This window comes from Streptomyces sp. NPDC101132, from assembly GCF_044759225.1.
Taxonomy (GTDB): domain Bacteria; phylum Actinomycetota; class Actinomycetes; order Streptomycetales; family Streptomycetaceae; genus Streptomyces.
Genome location: NZ_JBIVYX010000004.1, coordinates 99,254 through 122,900 on the forward strand (window position 1 = coordinate 99,254; position 23,647 = coordinate 122,900).

A 23,647-nucleotide genomic window follows, 5' to 3' on the forward strand; every position below is an offset into this window, starting at 1 on the left:
TGGTGTGGGGTGGCGGTGGTTGAGCCCGGGGTGGGGGCGGGGGTCGGGCGGCCCCCCCCCCCCCCCCCCCCGCGGGGGCCCCCCCCCCGGCCCCCCCCCCCCCCCGCCCCCTGGGGACTCCCCGGCGCCGGGCCGGGGGACGTGACGAACGACTCGTCCGGGATCAGCCGGCGAGCCTGGCGAGGGCCGCGTCGATGCGGGCGAGGGTCTTCTCCTTGCCCAGGATCTCCAGCGACTCGAAGAGCGGCAGGCCGACCGTGCGTCCGGTGACGGCGACGCGGACCGGCGCCTGGGCCTTGCCGAGCTTGAGGCCGTGGGCCTCGCCGGCGGCCAGGACGGCCTCCTTGAGGGACTCGGCGCTGTTCCAGTCCGCGGCGTCGAGCTTCTCGCGCGCCGTGGTCAGCAGGGCCGCCGGGTCGCCCTTCATGGCCTTCTCCCAGGAGGCCTCGTCGAAGACGGGCTCGGGGAGGAAGAGGAAGTCGACGTTGGCGGTGATGTCCGACAGGACGGTCACGCGGGTCTGCGCGTGCGGCGCGATGGCCTCCCAGGCCGCCTCGTCGAACTGCTCCGGGGTCCAGGGCGCGTGCGGGGCCTGGAGCCAGGGGGCGCAGGCGTCCGCGAAGGCCTTGGGGTCGAGGCGGCGGATGTGCTCCGCGTTGATCGACTCGCACTTCTTGAGGTCGAAGCGGGCCGGGTTGGCGTTCACGTCGGCCACGTCGAACTTCGCCACCATCTCGTCGATGGTGAAGAGGTCCTGGTCGGCGGAGAAGGACCAGCCGAGCAGCGAGAGGTAGTTGAGCAGGCCCTCGGGGAGGAAGCCGCGCTCGCGGTACAGGTTGAGCGAGGACTGCGGGTCGCGCTTGGAGAGCTTCTTGTTGCCCTCGCCCATGACGTACGGCAGGTGGCCGAAGACCGGGATCTCCTTGGCGACGCCGAGCTCGATCAGCGCCTTGTAGAGCGCGATCTGGCGCGGGGTGGAGGAGAGCAGGTCCTCGCCGCGCAGGACGTGCGTGATCTCCATCAGCGCGTCGTCCACCGGGTTGACCAGGGTGTAGAGGGGGGCGCCGTTGGCCCGCAGGATGCCGTAGTCCGGCACGTTCTCCGGGGTGAAGGTCAGCTCGCCGCGGACCAGGTCGGTGAAGGTGATCGGCTCGTCGGGCATGCGGAAGCGGACGATCGGGGTGCGGCCCTCGGCCTCGTACGCGGCGCGCTGCTCGTCGGTCACCACGCGGCAGGTGCCGTCGTAGCCGGACGGGCGGCCCTCGCGGCGGGCGAGCTCGCGGCGCTCGTCGAGCTCCTCGGTGGTGCAGTAGCAGTGGTACGCGTAGCCGCCGTCGATGAGCTTCTTCGCGACGTCCGCGTAGATGTCCATCCGCTGGGACTGGCGGTACGGGGCGTGGGGGCCGCCGATCTCCGGGCCCTCGTCCCAGGTGAAGCCGAGCCACTTGAGGGAGTCGAGCAGCTGCTCGTACGACTCCTCGGAGTCGCGGGCCGCGTCGGTGTCCTCGATGCGGAAGACGAACGTGCCGCCGTTGTGCCGGGCGTAGGCCCAGTTGAACAGGGCGGTGCGGACCAGGCCCACGTGGGGGTTGCCGGTCGGCGAGGGACAGAAACGTACGCGGACGGGGGTCGCGTTAGCCACGCTTGATCACCTTGTTGGTGAGAGTGCCGATACCTTCGATGGTGACGGCGACCTCGTCGCCGACGTTGAGGGGGCCGACCCCGGCGGGGGTGCCCGTGAGGACGACGTCGCCCGGGAGCAGCGTCATGGCCTCGCTGACGTGCGCGATCAGGTCTTCGACGGAGCGGACCATGTCGCTGGTCCGGCCGAGCTGGCGCTGGACGCCGTTGACCGTGCACTGGATGGTGAGGTCACCCGGGTCGAGGTCCGTCTCGATCCAGGGGCCGAGCGGGCAGGAGCTGTCGAAGCCCTTGGCCCGGGCCCACTGCTTCTCGCGCTGCTGGACGTCGCGGGCGGTGACGTCGTTGGCGCAGGTGTAGCCGAGTACGACGTCCTTCACGCGCTCGCGCGGGACCTCGCGGCACATCCGGCCGATGACGACGGCGAGCTCGGCCTCGTGGTGGAGCTCGTTGGAGAAGGAGGGGTACGCGATGGGGTCGCCGGGGCCGACCACGGAGGTGGAGGGCTTGAAGAAGGCGACCGGCACCTCGGGGACCTCGTTGCCGAGCTCCGCCGCGTGCTCCGCGTAGTTGCGGCCGATGGCCACGACCTTGCTGGGGAGCACGGGCGGCAGGAGCCGGACCTTGCTCAGCGGAACCTTCGTACCCGACAGCTCGAAGTCCGCGAACGGGATGCCCTTGATGATGTCGAGGACGAGCTCGTCGGGGGCGCTGCCCTCGACCGCGCCGAAGGCGACATTGCCGTCGATGGAGAACCTGGCGATGCGCACGGGAAGGTTTCGCCCCTCACTGGTGTGTCCGGAGTCTGGTCACACCAGGCTATCCCGGGCGGGAGGGGCGGTCCGGCGGCGCGCTTACGGAGCGGTCTGGGCGGCGGGGGCCGTCATCAGGACGGTGCGGCGGGGGTTCGCGGTCTGCGTCGGGAGGTCGACGGAGTGCTCCGGCAGCTCCGGCGCGGCGGTCAGCTCCTCGGCGTCCTTGAGGTGCGCGAGGGTGGTGCGGCGCGGGTTGGCTATGTTGCGGAACATCATCGTCGTCTTCATCGCTGTGTCGGAACCTTGTCGGTGACGGGCACCTGTCGGCGCGGTTGTCGGATTTGCCATCCCTGTAAAGGGCCAGGCTAAACATCGGAGCGCACCGGAAACTCTGGAACTCCCGCCTCCGGGCATGTGAGTTTGCTCACGAGCTGACGGGCAATTCCGACATAATCGACAGTCAAGTCTGGACCAGGAAACGGACATTGCGCCACTGAACGCGCCATTCCGCTCCCGATCATCGCGACTGGGACATGCCAACTCCGTAAGCGATTCATAAAGCTAAGTCCGATTCGCCCCGAATCACCGTCCACGTGCTGTAGCGCCGTCGACACGGGCGGTCACGGATCACGGGGGCCGGTACTCGCACCTTGTTGGAGATCCTGCACTGTGCTGGAATTCCGGGGACCGCCGCGGAATCAGCCGGCGCGCAGAGGGCGCAACTCAGCGCCGGGCGGCGGTATGAAAGGGAAAACGCGCCGGTCACCGACGACCACCATGGGGCTCGTTAGTGCCCCACGACTCGACACCGTCCCGCCCTTCACCGGAGGGACGCCTGGTCCAGAGGTTGCGACGCTAGTGCAGGGACGTTTCAAGAGGGATGGCAGCGCTGCGGCGGAGCAGGAGCCGCGCGGCGGAAACGACCGTGGCTCCTCGCCCCAGCACGCCCAGAACCTGGGGCCGGCGGCGGACGGGGCGGGTTCCGACCCCACGGCCGCGGTGAAGCCCAAGGGCAAGGGCAAGGGTGGCAAGGCCAAGAAGGCCGAGCCCAAGGACAAGGACCAGCCCCAGGGCCAGCGGATACCCGCGGCCCCCAGTGGGCCCGGCTCCCGGCTCGCCCTGCAGAACTGGCGCATCTCGACGCGCCTGGTCTCGCTGCTGGCGCTCCCCGTCGTCGCCGCCACCTCGCTCGGTGGCCTCCGTATCAACGAGTCGATGCAGGACATCGCGCAGCTGGAGCACATGCAGCTGCTGACGACGATGACCAAGCAGGCGACCAACCTCGCGCAGGCGCTCCAGGAGGAGCGCGACAAGTCGGCCGGTCCGCTGAAGAACAACCCGGACAAGCCCAACAGCCTCGTCCAGGGCGTCCGCGACACCACCGACGCCGCCTCCGCCGCCTTCATCACGGCGACCGAGGACATCGACGACGAGGACAACCGCGACGAGACGCTGGACTCGATCCGCAACAACGTCCTGCAGATCAGCCGCCAGCTCTCGGGCCTCGAAGAGATCCGCAAGTCCGCCTACAAGACGGGCGCGCAGCAGACGGTCACCGAGTACAGCCAGCTGATCACCTCGCTGCTCAGCCTCTCCCAGGACATGGCGCAGGCCACCTCCAGCCCGGAGATGATCAAGCGCACGCGCGCCCTGGCCGCGTTCTCCTCCGCCAAGGAGTACGCCTCCATCCAGCGCGCGGTCATCGCGTACTCGCTGCCCGACAGCAACACCAAGGCCGGCAAGCTGGAGGAGAACGACCGCCTCTACGCGCTGTCCGCCCAGAAGGCCGAGAGCCAGGCCCGCAAGACCTTCGACCTCGTCTACCAGGGCAAGGCCGAGGACCTGACGGAGACCCTCAACGAGGGCCACGCCGAGATCTCCAGCGCCGAGCACTACGCCCGGCGTGTGCTGGTGACGCCCGAGCAGTTCGCCAAGGAGAAGAACCGCTCCTGGATGGACTGGTACGACCAGGACGACACCAAGATCCAGGCGATGAAGCAGATCGAGCTCTCGCTGCTCGACGACATGGAGCAGAAGGCCCGCGAGCTGAAGAACGAGTCGCAGCGCGACGCGATCATCAACGGTGCGCTGGTCCTCCTCGTCCTCGGCGTCTCGCTCGTCGGCGCCTTCGTCGTGGCCCGCTCCATGATCCGCTCGCTGCGCCGCCTCCAGGACACCGCGACCCGGGTCGCCCAGGAACGCCTGCCCGAGCTCGTCAAGCAGCTCTCCGAGGCCGACCCGCAGGACGTGGACACCTCCGTGGAGTCCGTCGGTGTGCACTCCCGCGACGAGATCGGCCAGGTGGCCGCGGCCTTCGACGACGTGCACCGCGAGGCGGTCCGCCTCGCCGCCGAGCAGGCCCTCCTCCGGGGCAACGTCAACGCGATGTTCACCAACCTCTCGCGCCGCTCGCAGGGCCTCATCCAGCGCCAGCTCTCGCTCATCTCCGAGCTGGAGTCGCGCGAGGCCGACCCGGACCAGCTGTCCTCGCTCTTCAAGCTCGACCACCTCGCGACCCGCATGCGCCGTAACGGCGAGAACCTCCTCGTCCTCGCGGGCGAGGAGCCGGGCCGCCGGTGGACCCGCCCGGTCCCGCTGGTCGACGTCCTCCGTGCCGCCGCCTCCGAGGTGGAGCAGTACGAGCGCATCGAGCTGGCCTCGGTCCCGTCGACCGAGGTCGCCGGCCGCGTCGTCAACGACCTCGTGCACCTCCTCGCCGAGCTGCTGGAGAACGCCACGTCGTTCTCCTCCCCGCAGACCAAGGTCAAGGTGACCGGTCACGCCCTGCCGGACGGCCGGGTGCTGGTCGAGATCCACGACACCGGCATCGGCCTCTCCCCCGAGGACCTCGCCGCGATCAACGAGCGGCTCGCGTCGCCGCCCACCGTGGACGTCTCGGTCTCGCGCCGCATGGGTCTGTTCGTGGTCGGCCGCCTGTCCCTGCGACACGGCATCCGCATCCAGCTGCGTCCCTCCGACTCCGGCGGTACGACGGCGCTCGTCATGCTCCCGGTGGACGTCGCCCAGGGCGGCAAGAAGCCCGGTCCGGTCCCCGGTGCCCAGGGTGGCGCGCAGGGCGGTGTCCCCGCGGGCCGTCCCGGCGGTGCCCCGCAGGGCGGTGCGGCCGCGCGCCTCGCCGCCGGCGCCTCCGCCGGCCGCGGCCAGGTCGCCTCGGGCGGGCAGCGTGCCGCGCTGCCGGGCCGCGACGGTGCCGGCCAGCGTGCGCCGCAGGGCGGGCGTCCGCAGGGTCCCGGGCAGGGCCCGGGCCAGGGTACGAACGCCTTCGGCGCCGGTGCGCCGATGAGCGGTCCGCGCCCCGGTGCGGGTGGCCCGCAGGGTGGTGGCCGTCCGGCTCCCGCCCCGGCGCCCCAGGGCGGTTTCCCGCAGTCCAACGGCTTCGAGCGCCCGCAGCCTCCGGCCCAGCCGCAGGCCCCCCAGGCGCCGCAGGTCCCGCAGGTCCCGCAGGTCCCGCAGCCGGCGCGCGCCGACGCGGCCGGCCCGCAGGGCCCCCGCCCGCAGCTGCCGCCGCGCGGCAACGCACCGCGCGCCGAGCTGCCCGGCGGCCCCCAGGGCATGCCCGGGAACGCCCAGACCACCAGCTGGGGCATGGACGCCGGCCGCGGCGCCCAGGACGCCCCGCGCGGCCACGACGACCTGCAGGGTCCCGGCGCCACCGCCGAGTTCCCGCGCCCGGACTTCAACGCGCCGGCCCCCCAGGGCAACAGCACGACCGGGCAGTTCGAGCGCCCGGACGTACGCGGCCCGATGGACCCGTCCACTACCGGCCAGTTCGCCCGGCCGGACCACCAGGACCCGTCCACCACGGGGCAGTACGCCCGTCCCGGGTACCAGGACCCGTCGACCACCGGTCAGTTCGCCCGGCCCGGCCAGCAGGACCCGGCCGGCACCGCGCAGTTCGAGCGCCCGGACTTCCAGGCCCCGCGCCCCGGCGGCCCCGGCGTCGGCAGCTACGCCCCGCAGCAGGCCCCGCAGGCGGACGGCTACGGCGTGCCCGCCGCCCGCCCGGGTGCCCCGCGCCTGCCCCAGGGCCACCAGCCGGAGGCCCTGCCGCCGGCCCAGAACCCCGGTGACGGCCGCACCCCGCTCTTCGACAACCTGGAGTCGAACTGGTACCCGCAGCAGGGCCAGCAGGCCCCGCAGGGACAGTCCGTACCCCAGCAGCCGCAGCAGCAGTACCAGCCGCAGGCCCCGGCCGCGCCGCAGCGCCCGGCCGGCCCGCAGCGCGCGCAGGAGCGCGGCAACGACGCCCTGACGTCGACCGGCGCCATGCCGACGGTCAGCTGGCGCAGCTCGCCGAACGACGAGCTGATGAAGCAGGCCGAGCGGGTGCGCCAGCCCGCCGCCGGCGGCATCACCACCTCGGGCCTGCCCCGCCGGGTCCCGCGCGCCAACCTGGTCGCGGGCACCGCGCAGCAGTCGTCCGACACCCAGACCGGTCCGTCCGTCTCGCGCGCCCCCGACGACGTGCGCGGCCGTCTGACCAACCTCCGCCGCGGCATCCAGCAGGGTCGCCAGGCGGGCGGCAACGGTCCGGCGACCGGCAGCTTCCACGTCGGCCCCACTCACCAGCAGGAGCGTTAGTTGAGTTCGATGAGCCAGGCGGCACAGAACCTGAACTGGTTGATCACCAACTTCGTGGACAACACCCCCGGGGTGTCCCACACCGTGGTGGTCTCCGCCGACGGCCTCCTGCTGGCGATGTCCGAGGGCTTCCCGCGGGACCGTGCCGACCAGCTGGCGGCGGTCGCCTCCGGCCTGACCTCGCTGACCGCGGGCGCGTCCCGGATCTTCGAGGGCGGCGCCGTCAACCAGACCGTGGTCGAGATGGACCGGGGATTCCTCTTCCTCATGTCCATCTCCGACGGCTCCTCCCTGGCCGTGCTCGCCCACCCGGAGTGCGACATCGGCCTCGTGGGCTACGAGATGGCCCTCCTGGTCGACCGCGCGGGCAGCGTCCTCACCCCGGACCTCCGCGCGGAGCTGCAGGGAAGCCTGCTCATCTGACCGCCACTCCCCCGGCCGGGCGGTACTTCCGGCCGGGGATCCGGGGCAGCGCCCCGGAACCATCCCAGTACCACCGTCCGGCCGCACGCCCGTCCCCCCACCGGCCCCGTCAGACGGCACGCTGACCACTGCTGTCCAGCCCGGAGGATCAATGACCCCGCCCCCCGCCTTTCCCGACTCGTACGGTGATCAGTCGTACGCGGAAGGCGACCAGCCGCTGGTGCGTCCGTACGCGATGACCGGCGGCCGGACCCGGCCCCGCTACCAGCTCGCGATCGAAGCCCTGGTCAGCACCACGGCCGACCCGGTCCACCTCGCGGGCCTGCTTCCCGAGCACCAGCGCATCTGCACGCTGTGCCGCGAGGTCAAGTCCGTCGCCGAGGTTTCGGCACTTCTGTCGATGCCCCTCGGTGTGGCCCGGATCCTCGTGGCCGACCTGGCCGAGGCCGGCATGGTGGCCATCCACCAGCCGGGCAATGGAGAGACCGGCGGAACGCCGGACGTTACGCTGCTCGAAAGGGTGCTCAGTGGACTTCGCAAGCTCTAACGGCAGTTCTCACGCCGGGGCGACGCGCTCCACCACCTCCGCGAAGATCGTGGTGGCGGGCGGCTTCGGCGTGGGCAAGACCACGTTCGTCGGCGCGGTCTCCGAGATCAACCCGCTGCGCACCGAAGCCGTCATGACCAGCGCCTCCGCCGGCATCGACGACCTCACCCACACCGGTGACAAGACGACCACCACGGTCGCCATGGACTTCGGCCGCATCACCCTCGACCAGGACCTCATCCTCTACCTGTTCGGCACCCCCGGACAGGACCGCTTCTGGTTCATGTGGGACGACCTCGTCCGCGGCGCCATCGGCGCCGTCGTCCTCGTCGACACCCGCCGACTCGCCGACTGCTTCCCCGCCGTCGACTACTTCGAGAACAGCGGCCTCCCCTTCGTCGTCGCGCTCAACGGCTTCGAGGGGCACCAGCCCTACACCCCCGAAGAAGTCCGCGAGGCCCTCCAGATCGGACCCGACGCACCGATCATCACCACCGACGCACGCCACCGCGCCGACGCCAAGTCCGCGCTCATCACGCTCGTCGAACACGCTCTCATGGCTCGTTTGAAGTAGTCGGCGCTGTTCCGAGGAGATCCGGTGAAAAGCCGGAACATCAACTTCGCGGCGGGCTGTGTCCTTTGACACGGCCCGCCGCGGCGTTCATAACGTTTCGACAGAGAATTGCTGCGCGTCGGACACCCCTCGCATTCACACGGTGCCGCTGCGCGCACGAACCACCCGTCATTTGAGAAAGCTCGCTCCTTATGTCCGACTTATGTGGGGCTCGGAGCTCTGGAAGCGGCCGGTTTCAACTGTTTGGAACACGGCCGTTACCCGTGCTGGAATTCAACGAACTAGCTAGTAGCGCCGCCGAGAGGTTGTTGGTCGAGTGAGGCGAAGCAACGAGAGCCCCGCGGAGGAACCGGCGCGGGGCAACTTCACCCCGCCGCAGCGCGCGGCCGTGGCCGCCGCGGACCTGCCGGCCGACGAGCCCGTCCGCCCCGGCAGTCAGAGCCGGTTCTCCCCCCGCAACTGGCGTGTGCCCACGCGTCTGAACGCGATCCTGCTCATCCCGGCCCTCGTCGGCCTGGTGATGGGCGGCTTCCAGGTGAAGGGATCCGTCGACACCTGGAACGAGGCCAAGGACGCCGAGAAGACCGCCCGCGTGGTCCAGGCGGCCGCGGAGTACGGCCAGGCGCTGCTCAACGAGCGTGACCTCACCGCCGAGCCGCTCCTCAAGGGCGACCGCACCGCCGACGCCGTGGCCCAGGCCCGCTCGGCGACGGACGCCGCCAAGGAGAAGTTCGACGCCGCCGTCGAGGAGATGCCCGACAAGGCGAACCTCCAGCGGCGTCTGAAGCTCTTCCGCGAGGAGGAGCCGAAGCTCGAGGCCATCCGCAAGTCGGCGTACCTCAAGCAGATCGAGACGGCCAAGAAGAGCGCCAAGGACCTGGGCCCCGTGCCCACCGAAGAGGGTTACGTGCTGGTCCAGCACTACCTCATGTCCTTCGCCAACGAGCTGGGGCTCGGCACCGGGAACGTGACCGCCTACGGCCGCATGGTCTACGCGATCCAGCTCGCCAAGGCCGCGAACTCCCTCCAGCGCTCCATCGGCACCCACCTCCTCGTACGCCCCAACGACGACAAGGACGTCCACGCGGCCCAGCTGGTTGCGTTCTCCTCGTACGCGTACCTGGAGGAGATCGCGATCGGCGAGTACGTCTCCGCCGGCACCGAGCAGGACACGGCCAACCTCAAGGCCGTCATGCAGAAGAAGTCCGACGAGGGCGCGCAGAAGCTCCTCCAGGCCAAGCAGGAGGCCGAGAACCAGGGCGTGCCCTTCAAGGCGCCCCCGGTGGTCAACGGCTCCGCCCTGGAGGGCATGACCGAGGCGATAGCCAGCGGCGAGTCGCCGAAGGCGCTCGCCAAGGAGGGCACCAACGCCGTCTTCTGGCAGGCCGGTGCCACCGCCAAGTTCGAGGGCTACACCGAGGTCGAGAAGGACCTCGTGGCCAAGGCCGTGGACGAGGCCGTGAAGGTCGCCGAGGACGCCCGCAACGACGCCATCATCAACGGTGCGGTCGTCGTCGTGGCCCTGCTGACCGCGTTCATCCTGGCCGGCTTCATGGCCCGCCAGATGGGCCGCTCGATGCGCCGCCTGCGCGGTGCCGCCTTCGACATCGCCGAGCAGCGCCTGCCGAGCCTGGTCGACCAGCTCTCCCGTACCGACCCGGGCAAGGTCGACACCCGCGTCCGGCCCATCCCGATCGACTCCCAGGACGAGATCGGCGAGGTCGCCCGCGCGTTCGACCAGGTCCACCGCGAGGCCGTCCGGCTCGCCGCCGAGCAGGCCCTCCTGCGGGGCAACGTCAACGCGATCTTCACGAACCTCTCCATGCGCAACCAGTCGCTGATCGAGGGCCAGCTGACCCTGATCACCGACCTGGAGAACAACGAGGCCGACCCGGACCAGCTGGAGAACCTCTTCCGCCTGGACCACCTGGCCACCCGCATGCGCCGCAACGGCGAGAACCTCCTCATCCTCGCGGGCGAGGAGCCGGGCCGCCGCTGGGACCAGCCGGTCCCGCTGGTCGACGTCCTGCGCGCCGCCTCCTCCGAGGTGGAGCAGTACGAGCGCATCGAGCTGACCGGTGTCCCGGACGCCGAGATCCACGGCCAGGCCGTGACCGACCTCGTGCACCTGCTCGCCGAGCTGCTGGAGAACGCCACCACGTTCTCCTCCCCGCAGACCAAGGTCCGCGTGACCGCGACCCGTCTCCCCGACGGCCGCGTGATGGTCGAGATCCACGACAAGGGCATCGGCCTCACCGCCGAGGACTTCGCGGACATCAACCACAAGCTGGCCAACCCGCCGACCGTCGACGCCGCGATCTCGCAGCGCATGGGTCTGTTCGTGGTCGGCCGCCTGTCGGACCGGCACGGCATCCGCGTCCAGCTCCGCCCCTCGGGCGAGCAGGCCGGCACCACCTCGCTGGTCATGCTGCCGGACGCCATCACCCACGGTGGCGGTGGCGAGGGCCTGCCCGAGGACGACTTCACGGTCTCCTCGATCATCCCGGAGCAGCAGTCGTACGAGGGCGCCCCGATGCGCACCGCCGCCGAGCTCGGCTTCGACGACTCGCGGTACGACAACCCGCAGTCGCCCGGCCTCGACCCGGTCGGCCGTTCCCTCGTCCGCGAGGAGCGCCGCGCCACGCTGGAGGCCCAGGCCTACGGCGGCCAGGACGGCGGCTACGAGGACCGGCAGGGCTACCCGCAGGAGCCTCAGCCGGAGCACGGGTACCAGCAGTACCAGGGCGAAGCGGAGGGCGCGTACCACCAGGACGGCTACGGCTCCGGGTACGAGCAGCAGGACGGTTCCTACGAGCACCAGGACGCCGCGTACGAGCAGCAGGCGGACGCCGGCTACCAGGCCTACGGCCAGGACGGCTACGCCTATGCGGAAGGCGGCTACCAGGACGCCCAGACGGGCGGCCAGGAGTACGACGGCGGTTACGAGCCCCAGGCCAGCCAGGCCGAGTGGCCGGAGCAGAACACGTACCAGGGCGGCTACCAGCAGGATTACGGGACCGAATCGGAATCCCCGACCGGTCCCGAAGCCGCCCAGGACCGCGTAGGCTTCGACCGTTCGGGCACCGCCGCCGGGACCGGTCACGAGATGACCGGAGCGGGCCTGCCGCGTCGTGGCAGCCAGCAGCAGTGGCAGCCCGCACAGCAGCAAGCGGAGTCCAAGCCGTTCCCCGCTCAGCCGCAGGCACCGCAGGCGGCCGCGGACAACGGTGTGACGCCCGAGAGCGGCTGGCGCTCGCGCAACGACGAGCGCTGGCAGCAGGCGGGCAAACTCCGTGACCCGAAGGCGGGCGGGGTCACCTCGTCCGGTCTCCCTCGGCGCGTGCCCAAGGCCAACCTGGTCGAGGGCGCCGCGGAGTCGACCCCGCAGGGCGGCCCCCAGGTCTCCCGCGCTCCCGAGGACGTGCGGGGCAGGTTGAGCAACCTGCGCCGCGGTGTCCAGCAGGGACGCAGCGCGGGATCAGAGCAGTCCAGTAACACCTATGACCAGGAGCGTTAGTGTGAGCCCGATGAGCCAGGCGGCGCAGAACCTGAACTGGTTGATCACCAACTTCGTGGACAACACCCCCGGGGTGTCCCACACCGTGGTGGTCTCCGCCGACGGCCTCCTGCTGGCGATGTCCGAAGGGTTTCCGCGCGACCGTGCCGACCAGCTGGCGGCCGTCGCCTCCGGCCTGACCTCGCTGACCGCGGGCGCGTCCCGGATCTTCGAGGGCGGGGCCGTCAACCAGACCGTGGTGGAGATGGAGCGCGGCTTCCTCTTCCTCATGTCGATCTCGGACGGTTCCTCGCTGGCGGTCCTCGCCCACCCGGAGTGCGACATCGGCCTCGTGGGCTACGAGATGGCTCTCCTCGTCGATCGCGCGGGCAGTGTCCTCACCCCGGATCTGCGCGCGGAACTGCAGGGAAGTCTTCTCAACTAGCAGACAGGCAGTGCGTTTCGCGTCATCGCACCATAAGGTGCGGTGGCGCGGTGCTACAGGGAGTACTGCGTTTTGGAGTCGGAGGAGGAAACGTGACAACACCCCCAGGAGGACATCCGTATGGCGGCGCACAGCAGCCGCAGGGTGGGCACGACCAGAACCGCTTCAACTTCCCCTCCGCTCCCAGCAGGCACCTGTCGGGGCAGCCGGGCCCGTACGACCAGTCGTACGGGCAGCAGCCCCACCAGCCTCCGCACATGACGCCGCCGGCTCCCCGGCAGGCGTCGCGTGCGGCGGCGCCCAAGGCCAGCAACCCCCTGGTGCGCCCGTACGCGATGACGGGCGGCCGGACCCGGCCGCGCTACCAGCTCGCCATCGAGGCCCTGGTCAGCACCACGGCCGATCCCGCCCGGCTGCAAGGGCAGTTGCCCGAGCACCAGCGGATCTGCCGCCTGTGCCAAGAGATCAAGTCGGTCGCCGAGATCTCGGCACTCCTCTCCATTCCCCTCGGCGTCGCCCGAATCCTCGTCGCCGACCTGGCCGAGGCCGGCCTCGTCGCGATCCACCAGCCCGGCGGCGACGAGTCCGCGGGCGGCCAGCCAGACGTGACACTGCTCGAAAGGGTGCTCAGTGGACTTCGCAAGCTCTAACGGCGGAGCGGCTCGCTCCACCACCTCCGCGAAGATCGTGGTGGCGGGCGGCTTCGGCGTGGGCAAGACCACGTTCGTCGGCGCGGTCTCCGAGATCAACCCGCTGCGCACCGAAGCCGTCATGACCAGCGCCTCCGCCGGCATCGACGACCTCACCCACACCGGTGACAAGACGACCACCACGGTCGCCATGGACTTCGGCCGCATCACCCTCGACCAGGACCTCATCCTCTACCTGTTCGGCACCCCCGGACAGGACCGCTTCTGGTTCATGTGGGACGACCTCGTCCGCGGCGCCATCGGCGCCGTCGTCCTCGTCGACACCCGCCGACTCGCCGACTGCTTCCCCGCCGTCGACTACTTCGAGAACAGCGGCCTCCCGTTCGTCATCGCCCTCAACGGCTTCGACGGACACCAGCCGTACACGCCGGAGGAGGTCCGCGAGGCCCTCCAGATCGGACCCGACGCACCGATCATCACCACCGACGCACGCCACCGCGCCGACGCCAAGTCCGCGCTCATCACCCTGGTCGAGCACGCCCTGATGGCTCGCCTGCGGTAGAGCACCCCTGCACTGCTCCGGAACGCCGGAACCCTCCACGGGTTCCGGCGTTCCGCGTTTCAATGGCTCCCGGAGGTGGGGCGGGTGAGCGCCGAGGCGGCAGCGGTCGGTCTGGGTCGGGTGGTGGCGACCCGCGCGGTGGGGCTCTGGCTGGGGCCGCGCCGGCGGGACCAGGAGGGCAGGAGCGACCTGTCGGAACTGATCCGGGTCCGGGTGCCGGGGCTGCGCGCACAGCGTGGCCTCGCGCGACAGTTCGAGCAGATCGCCGACGCGGTGGCCGAGCGGCTGGAGCCGCTGCTCGCGCACGAGTTCCGCGGGCTGACGGCCGCGGGGCGCCGGGCCGCCCTGGACGCGGTCACGGACACCTTCGTACGGGCCGACCTCTCGGACGGCGCGATCATCGGCGCGGACGCCGACCCGGCCGAACTGGCCCGCCGGATCCGCCGGGCGGTGCCGGTCCCGCCCGGCCTCGACGAGCCGGCCGCCGCGCTGTTCGAGCTACTGTTCGCGGAGTGCTGCGACTGCTACGTCCGGGTGCTGAAGCGGCTGCCGGTGTACACCGAGCGGGCGGTCACGGAGCTGCTGGCCCGCGCCACCTCACTGTCCGCCGAGCTGTCGGTCGTCCTGGGGCGGCTGCCGGTCCGCTCCCTGTACTCCCCTCAGGGCGAGGGGCAGGACGAGGGCTTCCGCCGCGAGTACCTGGAGTACGTCAGCCGCTCGCTGGACGAGGTCGAGCTGTTCAGCTTCGCTGCGGAACGGGTGGCGCGGACCAGGCTGTCGGTGGCGTACGTGAGCCTCCGGGCGTCGGGCGAGGAGCAGCAGGCCTCGCGGATCCTGCGGGCGGGGGAGGACGGGGCCCAGGACCGCCAGGTCGAGGCGGTGCTCAAGGACACCTCGCGGGTGCTGCTGCGCGGGGAGGCCGGGTCGGGCAAGACGACCCTGCTGCACTGGCTGGCGGTGACGGCCGCGCGCAACGCGTTCGAGGGTGCGCTGTCCGACTGGAACGGCCTGGTGCCGGTGCTCGTGAAGCTCCGCCGGTACGCCGGCCGGGACCTGCCCCGCCCGGAGACGATGCTGGACCAGACCGCGGGTGCCCTGACCGGCCACATGCCCGCCGCGTGGGTGGACCGGCAGCTGCGGGCGGGGCGGGTGCTGCTCCTGGTGGACGGCGTCGACGAACTCGCCGCCGAGGAGCGGGGCGCGGTCCGGACGTGGCTCCGGGGGCTGTTGCACGCCTATCCGGAGAACCGGGTGGTCGTCACCTCCCGGCCGGCGGCGGCCCGGGGCGACTGGCTGCGCCCCGAGGGCTTCCGCCCCGTGCAGCTGGACCGGATGCGCCCGGCCGATCTGGTCACCTTCGTGCGGAGGTGGCACGAGGCGGTGCTGGAGCCGGGCGAGGACCTCCCCCACTACGAGCGCACCCTGCTGGCCAGCCTCCAGGACCGGCCGCACCTCCAGTCCCTGGCCAGCACTCCCCTGCTGGCCGCCTTGCTGTGCGCGCTGCACCTGAACCGCCGGGGCCGGCTCCCGCGCGACCGGATGGAGCTGTACCGGATCGCGCTGGAGATCCTGCTGGAGCGCCGCGACTCCGAGCGCAGCGTGCCGAGCGCCGACCGGGTGCGGCTCTCCCTCGCCGACAAGCTCAGGCTGCTCCAGGACCTGGCCTGGCGGCTGTCGGACAACGGCCGCAACGAGATCGCCTCCGACCGGGCGGCCGACCACGTGCGGCACGCGCTGGAGGGCATGCGCCATCTGGCCGGCGTCGACGCGGAGTCGGTGCTGGAGCACCTGGTGGCCCGCTCCGGGGTGCTGCGGTCCCCGGCCGAGGGGCGGGTGGACTTCCTCCACCGTACGTTCCAGGAGTACCTGGCCGCGGCCGACGCCGCGGCGCAGGACCACATCGGCAACCTGGTCGGCCGGGCGCACCTCGACGTCTGGTACGAGACGGTCGTGATGACGGCCGGGCACGCCAACCGCCCCCAGCGGGTCGAGCTGATGGAGGGCATCCTGGGCCGGGCCGCCGCGGAACCCCGGCACGCACGGCGGCTGCGGCTCCTGGCGGCGGCGTGTCTGGGCACGATGGACGCGGTACCCGAGGAGGTACGCGCTCCCCTGGACGGCACGCTCGACGCGCTGGTTCCGCCGCGCCGCATCGCGGAGGCGGCATCGCTCTCGATGGTGGGCACGCCCCTACTGCGCCGGCTGCCCGAGTCCCTGCACGGGCTGTCCGATGCGGAGGCGAAGGCACTGGTGAGAACGGTGACGAGGGTCGGCGGCGGAGACGCGCTGGACTTGCTGGAACGGTGGGCGGGGGACGAGCGCCCGGCGGTGCAGTGGCAACTGGGCACGGAGTGGGAGTACTTCGATCCCGATGAGTACGCCAGCCGGGTACTGCGGCGGCTGCGGCTGGAGCACGTGTGGCTCTCGCTGACCCATCCGACCCAGTGGCACGCCCTGCTCTCCCTGCCGGGGGCGCGTATGGTCGCCGTCCAGTACCCCTTCACCCGCGGGCTCGGGGCGGTGACGGAGCTGCGGGACCTTGATCTGCTCTGGATGCCCCGGCTGCGCCACGAGGCGGATCTTTCACCGCTCACCGTCCATCAGGGCCTCACCAACGTCTCCGTGTGGGGCGACGTACCCCTGCAGGACCTGGGTCCGGTGCGGGAGCTGCCGGACCTGCGCTACCTCCAGCTGCAGGAGTGGCCCTCCTTCCCGGACCTCGACGGGCTGCCCGGTCTCTCCCGGCTCAACGGCCTGGGCGTCGGCGTGCTGGACGAGGACACCGACCTTTCCTCCCTGACGGCACGACCCACCCTGGAGTTCCTGGTCGTGCAGGGAAGGGGGCGGCCCCGCGAATTCGATCACCTCGGCGCGCTCTGGAAGCTCATCACGCTGTCGCTCGCCGGGTTCGACCTGGCGGAGTGGCTGCCCTCGATCCGTTCGGCCCCGGCGCGGCTGAAGACCCTCACACTGAGCGGCTGCGTCCTCCCGGACGACCTGAGCGGGCTCGCGGTGTTCGGGCGGGCGCGGGTCACCTGTTACAACTGCCGGACGGCCGACGGCCGCCTCCCGGACCGGGATTCCGTCCCCGAGGGGGTCAGGATCCGGTTCCGTTGAGGCGGCCGTCGAAGGCGGCGGGTGTCAGCCCTGCCAGCTGTGCGGGGCGCGGAAGCCCGGGGTGCGCTCCAGGCGGCGCCAGCCGGCGGTGCTGCGGGCGGCGTTGGCGGGGGCCTCCGGGGTGGCGGCCGCGCGGGCGAGCAGGATCGCGGTGATCGCGGCCAGCTCCTCCGGCTCGGCGTGGCCCTTCTCGACGCGCAGCAGCGTATCGGTGCTCATGGGTGGCAGGTCTCCTTTACGGCGGCGGTTTGCGGGGCGGGGCGGGGTGGACTACTGGGGCGGGTTGCCGTGCTTGCGGGACGGCAGGTCCGCGTGCTTGTTGCGGAGCATCGCGAGGGCGCTGATGAGGACCTCGCGGGTCTCGGCGGGGTCGATGACGTCGTCGACGAGGCCGCGCTCGGCCGCGTAGTACGGGTGCATCAGCTCCGCCTTGTACTCCTTGACCATGCGGGCGCGCATGGCCTCGGGGTCCTCGGCCTCGGCGATCTGCTTGCGGAAGATGACGTTGGCCGCGCCTTCGGCGCCCATGACGGCGATCTCGTTGGTGGGCCAGGCGTAGGTGAGGTCGGCGCCGATGGACTGGGAGTCCATGACGATGTACGCGCCGCCGTAGGCCTTGCGCAGGATCAGCGAGATGCGCGGCACGGTGGCGTTGCAGTACGCGTACAGCAGCTTGGCGCCGTGCCGGATGATGCCGCCGTGCTCCTGGTCGACGCCCGGCAGGAAGCCGGGCACGTCCAGCAGCGTGACGATCGGGATGTTGAAGGCGTCGCACATCTGGACGAAGCGCGCGGCCTTCTCCGAGGCCTCGATGTCCAGCACACCGGCCAGCGACTGCGGCTGGTTGGCCACGATGCCGACGACCTGGCCGTCGAGGCGGGCCAGGGCGCAGATGATGTTGCGGGCCCAGCGCTCGTGGATCTCCAGGACGTCGCCGTCGTCGACGAGCTCCTCGATGACCTTGTGCATGTCGTACGGGCGGTTGCCGTCGGCGGGCACCAGGTCGAGCAGCACGTCCGAGCGGCGGTCGGCCGGGTCGTCGGTCGGGTGGACCGGCGGGTTCTCGCGGTTGTTCGACGGCAGCATCGAGATGAGGTAGCGGACCTCGGCGATGCAGGTCTCCTCGTCGTCGTACGCGAAGTGCGCGACGCCGGAGGTCTCGGCGTGCACGTCCGCGCCGCCCAGGCCGTTCTGGCTGATCTCCTCGCCGGTCACCGCGCGGACCACGTCCGGGCCGGTGATGAACATCTGCGAGGTCTCGCGGACCATGAAGACGAAGTCGGTGAGGGCCGGGGAGTACGCGGCGCCGCCGGCACACGGGCCCAGCATCACCGAGATCTGCGGGATCACGCCCGAGGCCCGGGTGTTGCGCTGGAAGATGCCGCCGTAACCGGCGAGCGCGGAGACGCCCTCCTGAATGCGGGCGCCCGCGCCGTCGTTGAGGGAGACCAGCGGGGCACCCGCCGCGATGGCCATGTCCATGATCTTGTGGATCTTCGTCGCGTGGGCCTCGCCCAGCGCACCGCCGAAGATCCGGAAGTCGTGCGCGTAGACGAAGACCGTCCGGCCCTCGACCGTGCCCCAGCCGGTGATCACACCGTCGGTGTAGGGCTTGCGGGCCTCCAGGCCGAAGCCGGTCGCCCGGTGGCGGCGCAGCTGCTCGACCTCCTTGAAGGAACCGGCGTCGAGCAGCAGCTCGATGCGCTCGCGGGCGGTCAGCTTGCCCTTGGCGTGCTGCGCCTCGGTCGCACGGTCACTGGGGCCGCGCCGCGCCTGCTCGCGGAGGGCGTGCAGCTCGGCCACGCGGCCGCGGGCGTCCGTCGGCTCGCCGGGGGTCTGGTCCACAACGGTCATGTACCGACCTTACGAAGCCGACCAAGCAAATCCCTCCGTCGGCTCTCCACAGTCTCGCGCGCCATCCGCTGTCCGGCCCGGACAGAACCGGGAGCCGCTGTGAGCGACCCACCAGTAGGGACCAAAGGCCTTTGTGGGTGTCCTACAAAACACCCCCGGACGGACGCAGGTGGTTGAAATTTGAACGAAGCGGGTCTACAGTCGAACGCGTTGGAGGTCGTTGAAGATTTAACGACCTGATCGAACCCCCCGTCCCAGGAGGACACCATGGCTCTCTTCAACCGCCGCGCCAAGGAGACCACCGGCAACGCCGCCCCCGCCGGCCACGTCAGCACCCCGCAGGTGGACCCCGCGCTCGCCGCGCTCACCGGCGACTACGCCATCGACCCGGCGCACAGCAGCATCGGCTTCACCGTCCGCCACGCGATGGTCACCAACGTCCGCGGCAGCTTCGGCGAGCACGAGGGCACCCTGCACCTGGACGGCGCCGACCCGTCGCGCTCCACCGCCACGATCGACGTGAAGACCGCGTCCGTGGACACCGGCATCGCGGACCGCGACGGCCACCTGCGCAGCGGCGACTTCTTCGACGCCGAGACCTTCCCGCTGATGACCTTCCGCTCGACCGGCGCCGCCTTCCTCGGCGGGGACACGTACCGCATCACCGGCGACCTGACCATCAAGGACGTCACGCGGCCGCTCTCCATCGACCTGGAGTTCAACGGCTCCGCCACCGACCCCTACGGCAACCAGCGCGTGGGCTTCGAGGGCAGCACCCAGATCCTGCGCTCCGAGTGGGGCCTGACCTGGAACGCGGCCCTGGAGACCGGCGGCGTCGTGGTCAGCGACAAGGTCAAGCTGACCTTCGACATCTCCGCGATCAAGCAGGCCTGACCGGCCCCACGGACGGTACGGGCACCCGGGGGCGGCACGGCGGCCGCCCCCGCCGCCGGCTAGAAGCCGCCCCCGCCGTCGAAGCCGCCGCCACCGCCGAAGTCCCCGCCCCCGAAACCGCCGCCGCCGAAGTCTCCCCCGCCGAAGTCCGACGGGCTGAAGTCGGCGCCGGAGACGTCTCCGCCCTCGAAGCCGCTCTCGTAGCCGCCGAAGTCCGAGGCGTAGGCCGGGGTCGACATCATCGAGCCGAGCATCGTGCCCACCAGCAGGCCGGGCAGGATGCCGCCGCCGAAGTAGCCGCCCGCCCAGGGGCCGTACGCCGGCCCCGCGTCGTAGTACGGGCGCGGCCCGTGCTCGGTGTCCACGGTGCGGACCATCGGGTCCCGCCCGTCGCGCAGCCGTACGGCGTCCGCGGCGCAGACCGGCACGGTGCGCACCGCACCCCCGGCCGGGGCCCAGTCCGCGTCCTCCGTGGCGGGCCCGTGACGGGGGTCGAAGAAGCAGGGCGAACGGCGCTCGGGCAGCGGCCGCCCCTCACGGCGCGCGGCCAGCACCGCCAGGGCGAAGCGGCCGTCCTCCAGCGCCTGGGTCACCCCTCGCACCTCGTCGGGGTGCCGGACCCCGGCCATGATCTGCTTGGCCCGGTCGTACGAGTCCAGGGCCCGCTCCCAGTCCGCCCGCATCGCGTCGTCCGCGCCGGGCTCGGCCGGGTGGAAGTCCAGCCGTTCGAGCTCCTCGCCGAAGGCGGTGATGTCCTCGTCGACGACCACGGCCAGCTTGCGCACGGCCTCGCGCTCGCGCTCCTCCTTCTTCCGCCGGTTGCGCCGGACCACGGCGTACGCGCCGCCGCCGCCCACCAGGGCGAGCGCCCCGATCGTCACCAGACCGGCGACCGGCACCCCGGCACCGTCCGAGCCGCCGCCGGAGTCCCAGGAGGCCGGGGCGCTGCCCCGGGTCTGGGGCAGGGCCTGGTCGACGAAGTCGTTCAGCTGGGTGGCCGCGTCGACCGGGCCGCCCGCCTTGACCGCGTCGGTGAGGTTGCGGACGGCGCGGTTGGGCATGACGCTCCGGTCCGCGCCCGCGTTGAAGCCGTCGCCGAGCCGGATGGCGTACAGGCCGGTGATCCCGGTCTCGGTGCGCACGGTGCGCAGCACGCTGTCGGCCGGGAACTCCGCGGTCGCGGGCAGGACGGCGACGAACAGCGGCTTCCCGGCGTCCTCGATCTTCTTGGCCAGAGCGTCCGCCTCGGCCCTGGACAGCTGTCCCTCGGCCCGCGGGTCGACGTACACCGGGCCCTGCTTGAGCGCTGCGGCCACGGCCGCCGGGCCGGTGGCCGGGTCCGTGGCGGCGACCGCCGCGGGAGCCGCACCGACCGCCGCGATGCCGAAGACGAGCAGCAGGGGGGCGAGTGCGCGTATCAGCCTGGTCCTCATACCTTGACGCTACCCGAACGGGTGAATTCGGGCGTTAGCGGAACATAAGGACCAGAGCCGCTTGGCGCGCTACTCCGTGGGCTGGATCCCCTGGCGGAGCAGGCCGTAGGTGAAGGCGTCGACGATGGCCTGCCAGGAGGCGGCGATGACGTTGTCGGCCACGCCCACGGTCGACCACTCCGTGACGCCGTCGGTGGTCTGGATGAGCACCCGGGTCGTGGACTCGGTGCCGTGCTTGCCCTCCAGGATGCGGACCTTGTAGTCGCTCAGCTCGAACTTGGCGAGCTGCGGGTAGAACCGCTCCAGCGCCACGCGGAGCGCGCGGTCGAGCGCGTTGACCGGGCCGTTGCCCTCGGCGGCGGCCACGATGCGCTCGCCCTTGGCCCACAGCTTGACGGTGGCCTCGTTGGCCATGCTGCCGTCGGGGCGCATCTCGGCGATGGCGCGCCAGGACTCCGTGCGGAAGTAGCGGCGGGCGCGTCCCTCGACCTCGGCGCGCAGCAGCAGCTCGAAGGAGGCGTCGGCGGCCTCGTACGTGTAGCCGGCGAGCTCGCGCTCCTTGACCCGCTCGACCACCCGGGCGACCAGGGCGCGGTCGCCGCCGAGGTCGACGCCCAGCTCCTTGCCCTTGAGCTCGATGGAGGCGCGGCCGGCCATGTCGGAGACCAGCATCCGCATGGTGTTGCCGACCCGCTCGGGGTCGATGTGCTGGTAGAGGTCCGGGTCGACCTTGATCGCGGAGGCGTGCAGGCCGGCCTTGTGGGCGAAGGCGGAGACGCCGACGTACGGCTGGTGGGTGGAGGGGGTCAGGTTGACCACCTCGGCGATGGCGTGGGAGATCCGGGTCATCTCGGCCAGGGCGCCGGCGGGGAGCACCTTGCGGCCGTACTTGATCTCCAGCGCGGCGACCACGGGGAAGAGGTTGGCGTTGCCGACCCGCTCGCCGTAGCCGTTGGCGGTGCACTGCACGTGGGTGGCGCCGGCGTCGACGGCGGCCAGGGTGTTGGCGACGGCGCAGCCGGTGTCGTCCTGGGCGTGGATGCCGAGGCGGGCGCCGGTGTCGGCCAGCACGGTGGAGACGACGGCCTGGATCTGGGCCGGCAGCATGCCGCCGTTGGTGTCGCAGAGGATGACCACGTCGGCGCCGGCCTCGTACGCGGCGCGGACCACGGACTTGGCGTACTCGGCGTTGGCGCGGTAGCCGTCGAAGAAGTGCTCGCAGTCGACGAACACCCGGCGGCCCTGCTCGCGCAGGTACGCGACGGTGTCCCGGACCATCTCCAGGTTCTCTTCGAGGGTGGTCCGCAGGGCCAGCTCGACGTGCCGGTCGTGCGACTTGGCGACCAGGGTGATCACCGGCGCGCCGGACTGGAGCAGGGCCTTGACCTGCGGGTCCTCGGAGGCCTTGCCGCCCGCGCGGCGGGTGGCGCCGAAGGCCACCAGCTGGGCGTGCTTGAACTGGATCTCCGCCTTGGCGCGGGCGAAGAACTCGGTGTCGCGGGGGTTGGCGCCCGGCCAGCCGCCCTCGATGAAGCCCACGCCGAAGTCGTCCAGGTGCCGGGCGATCGTCAGCTTGTCCGCGACAGTGAGGTTGATGCCTTCGCGCTGGGCGCCGTCGCGCAGCGTGGTGTCGAAGACATGGAACGCGTCGTCGATGACCTCTGTCGTCATGCTGATCTGACTCCTGTCGGATGAGTGGTCCGGATGCCCGGGATCCACTTGCCCCCATCGTCGCGCGCGGCCCGTCCCCCGGCAGGTGGGGCCGGGAAACGAAAAAACCCCTCGCGGGTGCGAGAGGTCTGCGCGCGGGTCTGGGGCACGATGGCCGCGCCGTGGGGTGTGTCCACGGTCAGCGGTCACTGCGGACCGGCGCGCTGCTTCCCATAATCATGGTGGATGCAAGCACGCCCGCAGTCTGACACAGCGCCGTCCGGCGCAGGGGCCGCGTCTCACGATGCGGTCTTGGTTTTGGTCACATGGCGGGCAGGCGCGGCCCGGTCGCCGGCCGGCGGGGGTGGTCCGGCCGGCAGAGGTGGTCCGGTCAGCCGGCGGCCGGGCTCAGCCCGTCCTCCAGGAACTCCCGTACGTGCGCCAGGATGCCGGCGCGGTCCAGTCCGGGCAGTCCCACGGCGAGCTGGATGCTGAAGCCGTCCAGGAGCGCGCGCGTGCGCGTGGCGAAGCGGTCGGCGTCCACCGGGCGGAACTCTCCCCGTGAGACGCCCTCGGCGAGGAGGGCGACCAGGTCGCGGTGCCAGGCGCCCTCGATGGCGGACTGCCGGTCCCGCTCCTCCGGGCCGGCTTCCTGCGACCGGTTCCAGACCTCCAGCCAGAGGGTCCAGTGCGGGTCGCGGGGGCCGTCCGGCACGTACAGGTCCACGTACGCGGCGAGCCGGTCGCGGGCCGGCTCGCGCCGGGAGAGCAGGGCGGAGCGTTCGGCGCCGAGCGCCGCCTCGCTCCACTCCAGGGTGCGCAGCAGCAGCTCGTCCTTGGTGCGGAAGTAGTAGAGCAGGTGGCCGCTGCTCATGCCGACCTCGCGGCCCAGACCGGCCATGGTGAGCCCGTCCAGGCCGCGTTCGGCGATCATCGCCATGGCGGCCGCGAGGACCTCCTCGCGCGGCGGCGCGTTCTTCCGCGCACGCGCCCCACCCGCCATG

At 71.6% G+C, this 23,647-nt stretch carries 18 protein-coding genes; 10 read left to right on the forward strand and 8 right to left on the reverse strand.

Features of this window, described 5'->3' with window-relative positions; genetic code table 11:
• Nucleotides 1-163: 163 nt before the first annotated feature.
• From gltX to ACIQUR_RS10990, 3 genes are all read right to left on the reverse strand, one after another.
• On the reverse strand, nucleotides 164-1,642 hold the full coding sequence (gene gltX / locus ACIQUR_RS10980; protein WP_403661698.1) for a glutamate--tRNA ligase: 1,479 nt from the start codon (nucleotides 1,640-1,642) through the stop codon (nucleotides 164-166).
• Nucleotides 1,635-2,411: a fumarylacetoacetate hydrolase family protein gene (locus tag ACIQUR_RS10985; RefSeq protein WP_403661701.1), complete on the reverse strand. Its 777-nt coding sequence runs from the start codon at nucleotides 2,409-2,411 to the stop codon at nucleotides 1,635-1,637. The genes gltX and ACIQUR_RS10985 overlap by 8 nt, the downstream gene beginning before the upstream one ends.
• Nucleotides 2,412-2,495: 84 nt before the next feature.
• Nucleotides 2,496-2,684 carry a hypothetical protein gene (locus tag ACIQUR_RS10990; RefSeq protein ID WP_403661704.1) on the reverse strand — a complete coding sequence of 63 codons (189 nt, stop codon included), beginning with the start codon at nucleotides 2,682-2,684 and terminating at the stop codon, nucleotides 2,496-2,498.
• Between the two features lie 570 nt (nucleotides 2,685-3,254).
• Here ACIQUR_RS10990 and ACIQUR_RS10995 point away from each other — a divergent pair.
• From ACIQUR_RS10995 to ACIQUR_RS11035, 9 genes are all read left to right on the forward strand, one after another.
• A complete protein-coding gene (locus ACIQUR_RS10995) occupies nucleotides 3,255-6,998 on the forward strand; it encodes a nitrate- and nitrite sensing domain-containing protein (protein WP_403661707.1) in 3,744 nt (1,247 codons plus the stop codon).
• Nucleotides 6,999-7,007: 9 nt separating this feature from the next.
• Nucleotides 7,008-7,421 (forward strand): roadblock/LC7 domain-containing protein, encoded by a 414-nt coding sequence (locus tag ACIQUR_RS11000; RefSeq protein ID WP_403662663.1) that lies wholly within the window; start codon nucleotides 7,008-7,010, stop codon nucleotides 7,419-7,421.
• Nucleotides 7,422-7,572: 151 nt separating this feature from the next.
• A complete protein-coding gene (locus ACIQUR_RS11005; RefSeq protein WP_399953028.1) occupies nucleotides 7,573-7,968 on the forward strand; it encodes a DUF742 domain-containing protein in 396 nt (131 codons plus the stop codon).
• A complete protein-coding gene (locus ACIQUR_RS11010) occupies nucleotides 7,949-8,542 on the forward strand; it encodes a GTP-binding protein (RefSeq protein ID WP_399953030.1) in 594 nt (197 codons plus the stop codon). The genes ACIQUR_RS11005 and ACIQUR_RS11010 overlap by 20 nt, the downstream gene beginning before the upstream one ends.
• A 316-nt stretch (nucleotides 8,543-8,858) precedes the next feature.
• Nucleotides 8,859-12,059 carry a nitrate- and nitrite sensing domain-containing protein gene (locus tag ACIQUR_RS11015; RefSeq protein WP_403661711.1) on the forward strand — a complete coding sequence of 1,067 codons (3,201 nt, stop codon included), beginning with the start codon at nucleotides 8,859-8,861 and terminating at the stop codon, nucleotides 12,057-12,059.
• Between the two features lie 10 nt (nucleotides 12,060-12,069).
• Entirely contained in the window at nucleotides 12,070-12,483 is a 414-nt protein-coding gene (locus ACIQUR_RS11020; RefSeq protein ID WP_078910683.1) for a roadblock/LC7 domain-containing protein, read from the forward strand.
• A 92-nt stretch (nucleotides 12,484-12,575) separates the two neighbouring features.
• On the forward strand, nucleotides 12,576-13,133 hold the full coding sequence (locus tag ACIQUR_RS11025; protein WP_403661714.1) for a DUF742 domain-containing protein: 558 nt from the start codon (nucleotides 12,576-12,578) through the stop codon (nucleotides 13,131-13,133).
• Nucleotides 13,114-13,695 (forward strand): ATP/GTP-binding protein, encoded by a 582-nt coding sequence (locus ACIQUR_RS11030; RefSeq protein ID WP_037792108.1) that lies wholly within the window; start codon nucleotides 13,114-13,116, stop codon nucleotides 13,693-13,695. The genes ACIQUR_RS11025 and ACIQUR_RS11030 overlap by 20 nt, the downstream gene beginning before the upstream one ends.
• An 84-nt stretch (nucleotides 13,696-13,779) precedes the next feature.
• Complete coding sequence (locus ACIQUR_RS11035) at nucleotides 13,780-16,812, forward strand: NACHT domain-containing protein (protein WP_403661717.1); 3,033 nt, start codon at nucleotides 13,780-13,782, stop codon at nucleotides 16,810-16,812.
• A 24-nt stretch (nucleotides 16,813-16,836) separates the two neighbouring features.
• On the opposite strand, the gene ACIQUR_RS11040 is transcribed toward ACIQUR_RS11035, so the two are convergent.
• Nucleotides 16,837-17,031: an acyl-CoA carboxylase subunit epsilon gene (locus ACIQUR_RS11040; protein ID WP_403661720.1), complete on the reverse strand. Its 195-nt coding sequence runs from the start codon at nucleotides 17,029-17,031 to the stop codon at nucleotides 16,837-16,839.
• A 51-nt stretch (nucleotides 17,032-17,082) separates the two neighbouring features.
• Entirely contained in the window at nucleotides 17,083-18,666 is a 1,584-nt protein-coding gene (locus ACIQUR_RS11045; RefSeq protein WP_403661723.1) for an acyl-CoA carboxylase subunit beta, read from the reverse strand.
• Between the two features lie 267 nt (nucleotides 18,667-18,933).
• Here ACIQUR_RS11045 and ACIQUR_RS11050 point away from each other — a divergent pair, with 267 nt between their 5' ends.
• Complete coding sequence (locus ACIQUR_RS11050; RefSeq protein ID WP_403661726.1) at nucleotides 18,934-19,560, forward strand: YceI family protein; 627 nt, start codon at nucleotides 18,934-18,936, stop codon at nucleotides 19,558-19,560.
• 59 nt (nucleotides 19,561-19,619) lie between these two features.
• On the opposite strand, the gene ACIQUR_RS11055 is transcribed toward ACIQUR_RS11050, so the two are convergent.
• From ACIQUR_RS11055 to ACIQUR_RS11065, 3 genes are all read right to left on the reverse strand, one after another.
• Nucleotides 19,620-20,993 carry a hypothetical protein gene (locus ACIQUR_RS11055; protein ID WP_403661733.1) on the reverse strand — a complete coding sequence of 458 codons (1,374 nt, stop codon included), beginning with the start codon at nucleotides 20,991-20,993 and terminating at the stop codon, nucleotides 19,620-19,622.
• A gap of 69 nt (nucleotides 20,994-21,062) precedes the next feature.
• Nucleotides 21,063-22,664, reverse strand: coding sequence for a citramalate synthase (cimA, locus tag ACIQUR_RS11060; RefSeq protein WP_403661736.1), 1,602 nt, complete (start codon nucleotides 22,662-22,664; stop codon nucleotides 21,063-21,065).
• Between the two features lie 370 nt (nucleotides 22,665-23,034).
• Nucleotides 23,035-23,646: a TetR/AcrR family transcriptional regulator gene (locus ACIQUR_RS11065; RefSeq protein ID WP_403661739.1), complete on the reverse strand. Its 612-nt coding sequence runs from the start codon at nucleotides 23,644-23,646 to the stop codon at nucleotides 23,035-23,037.
• Nucleotide 23,647 lies beyond the last annotated feature (1 nt).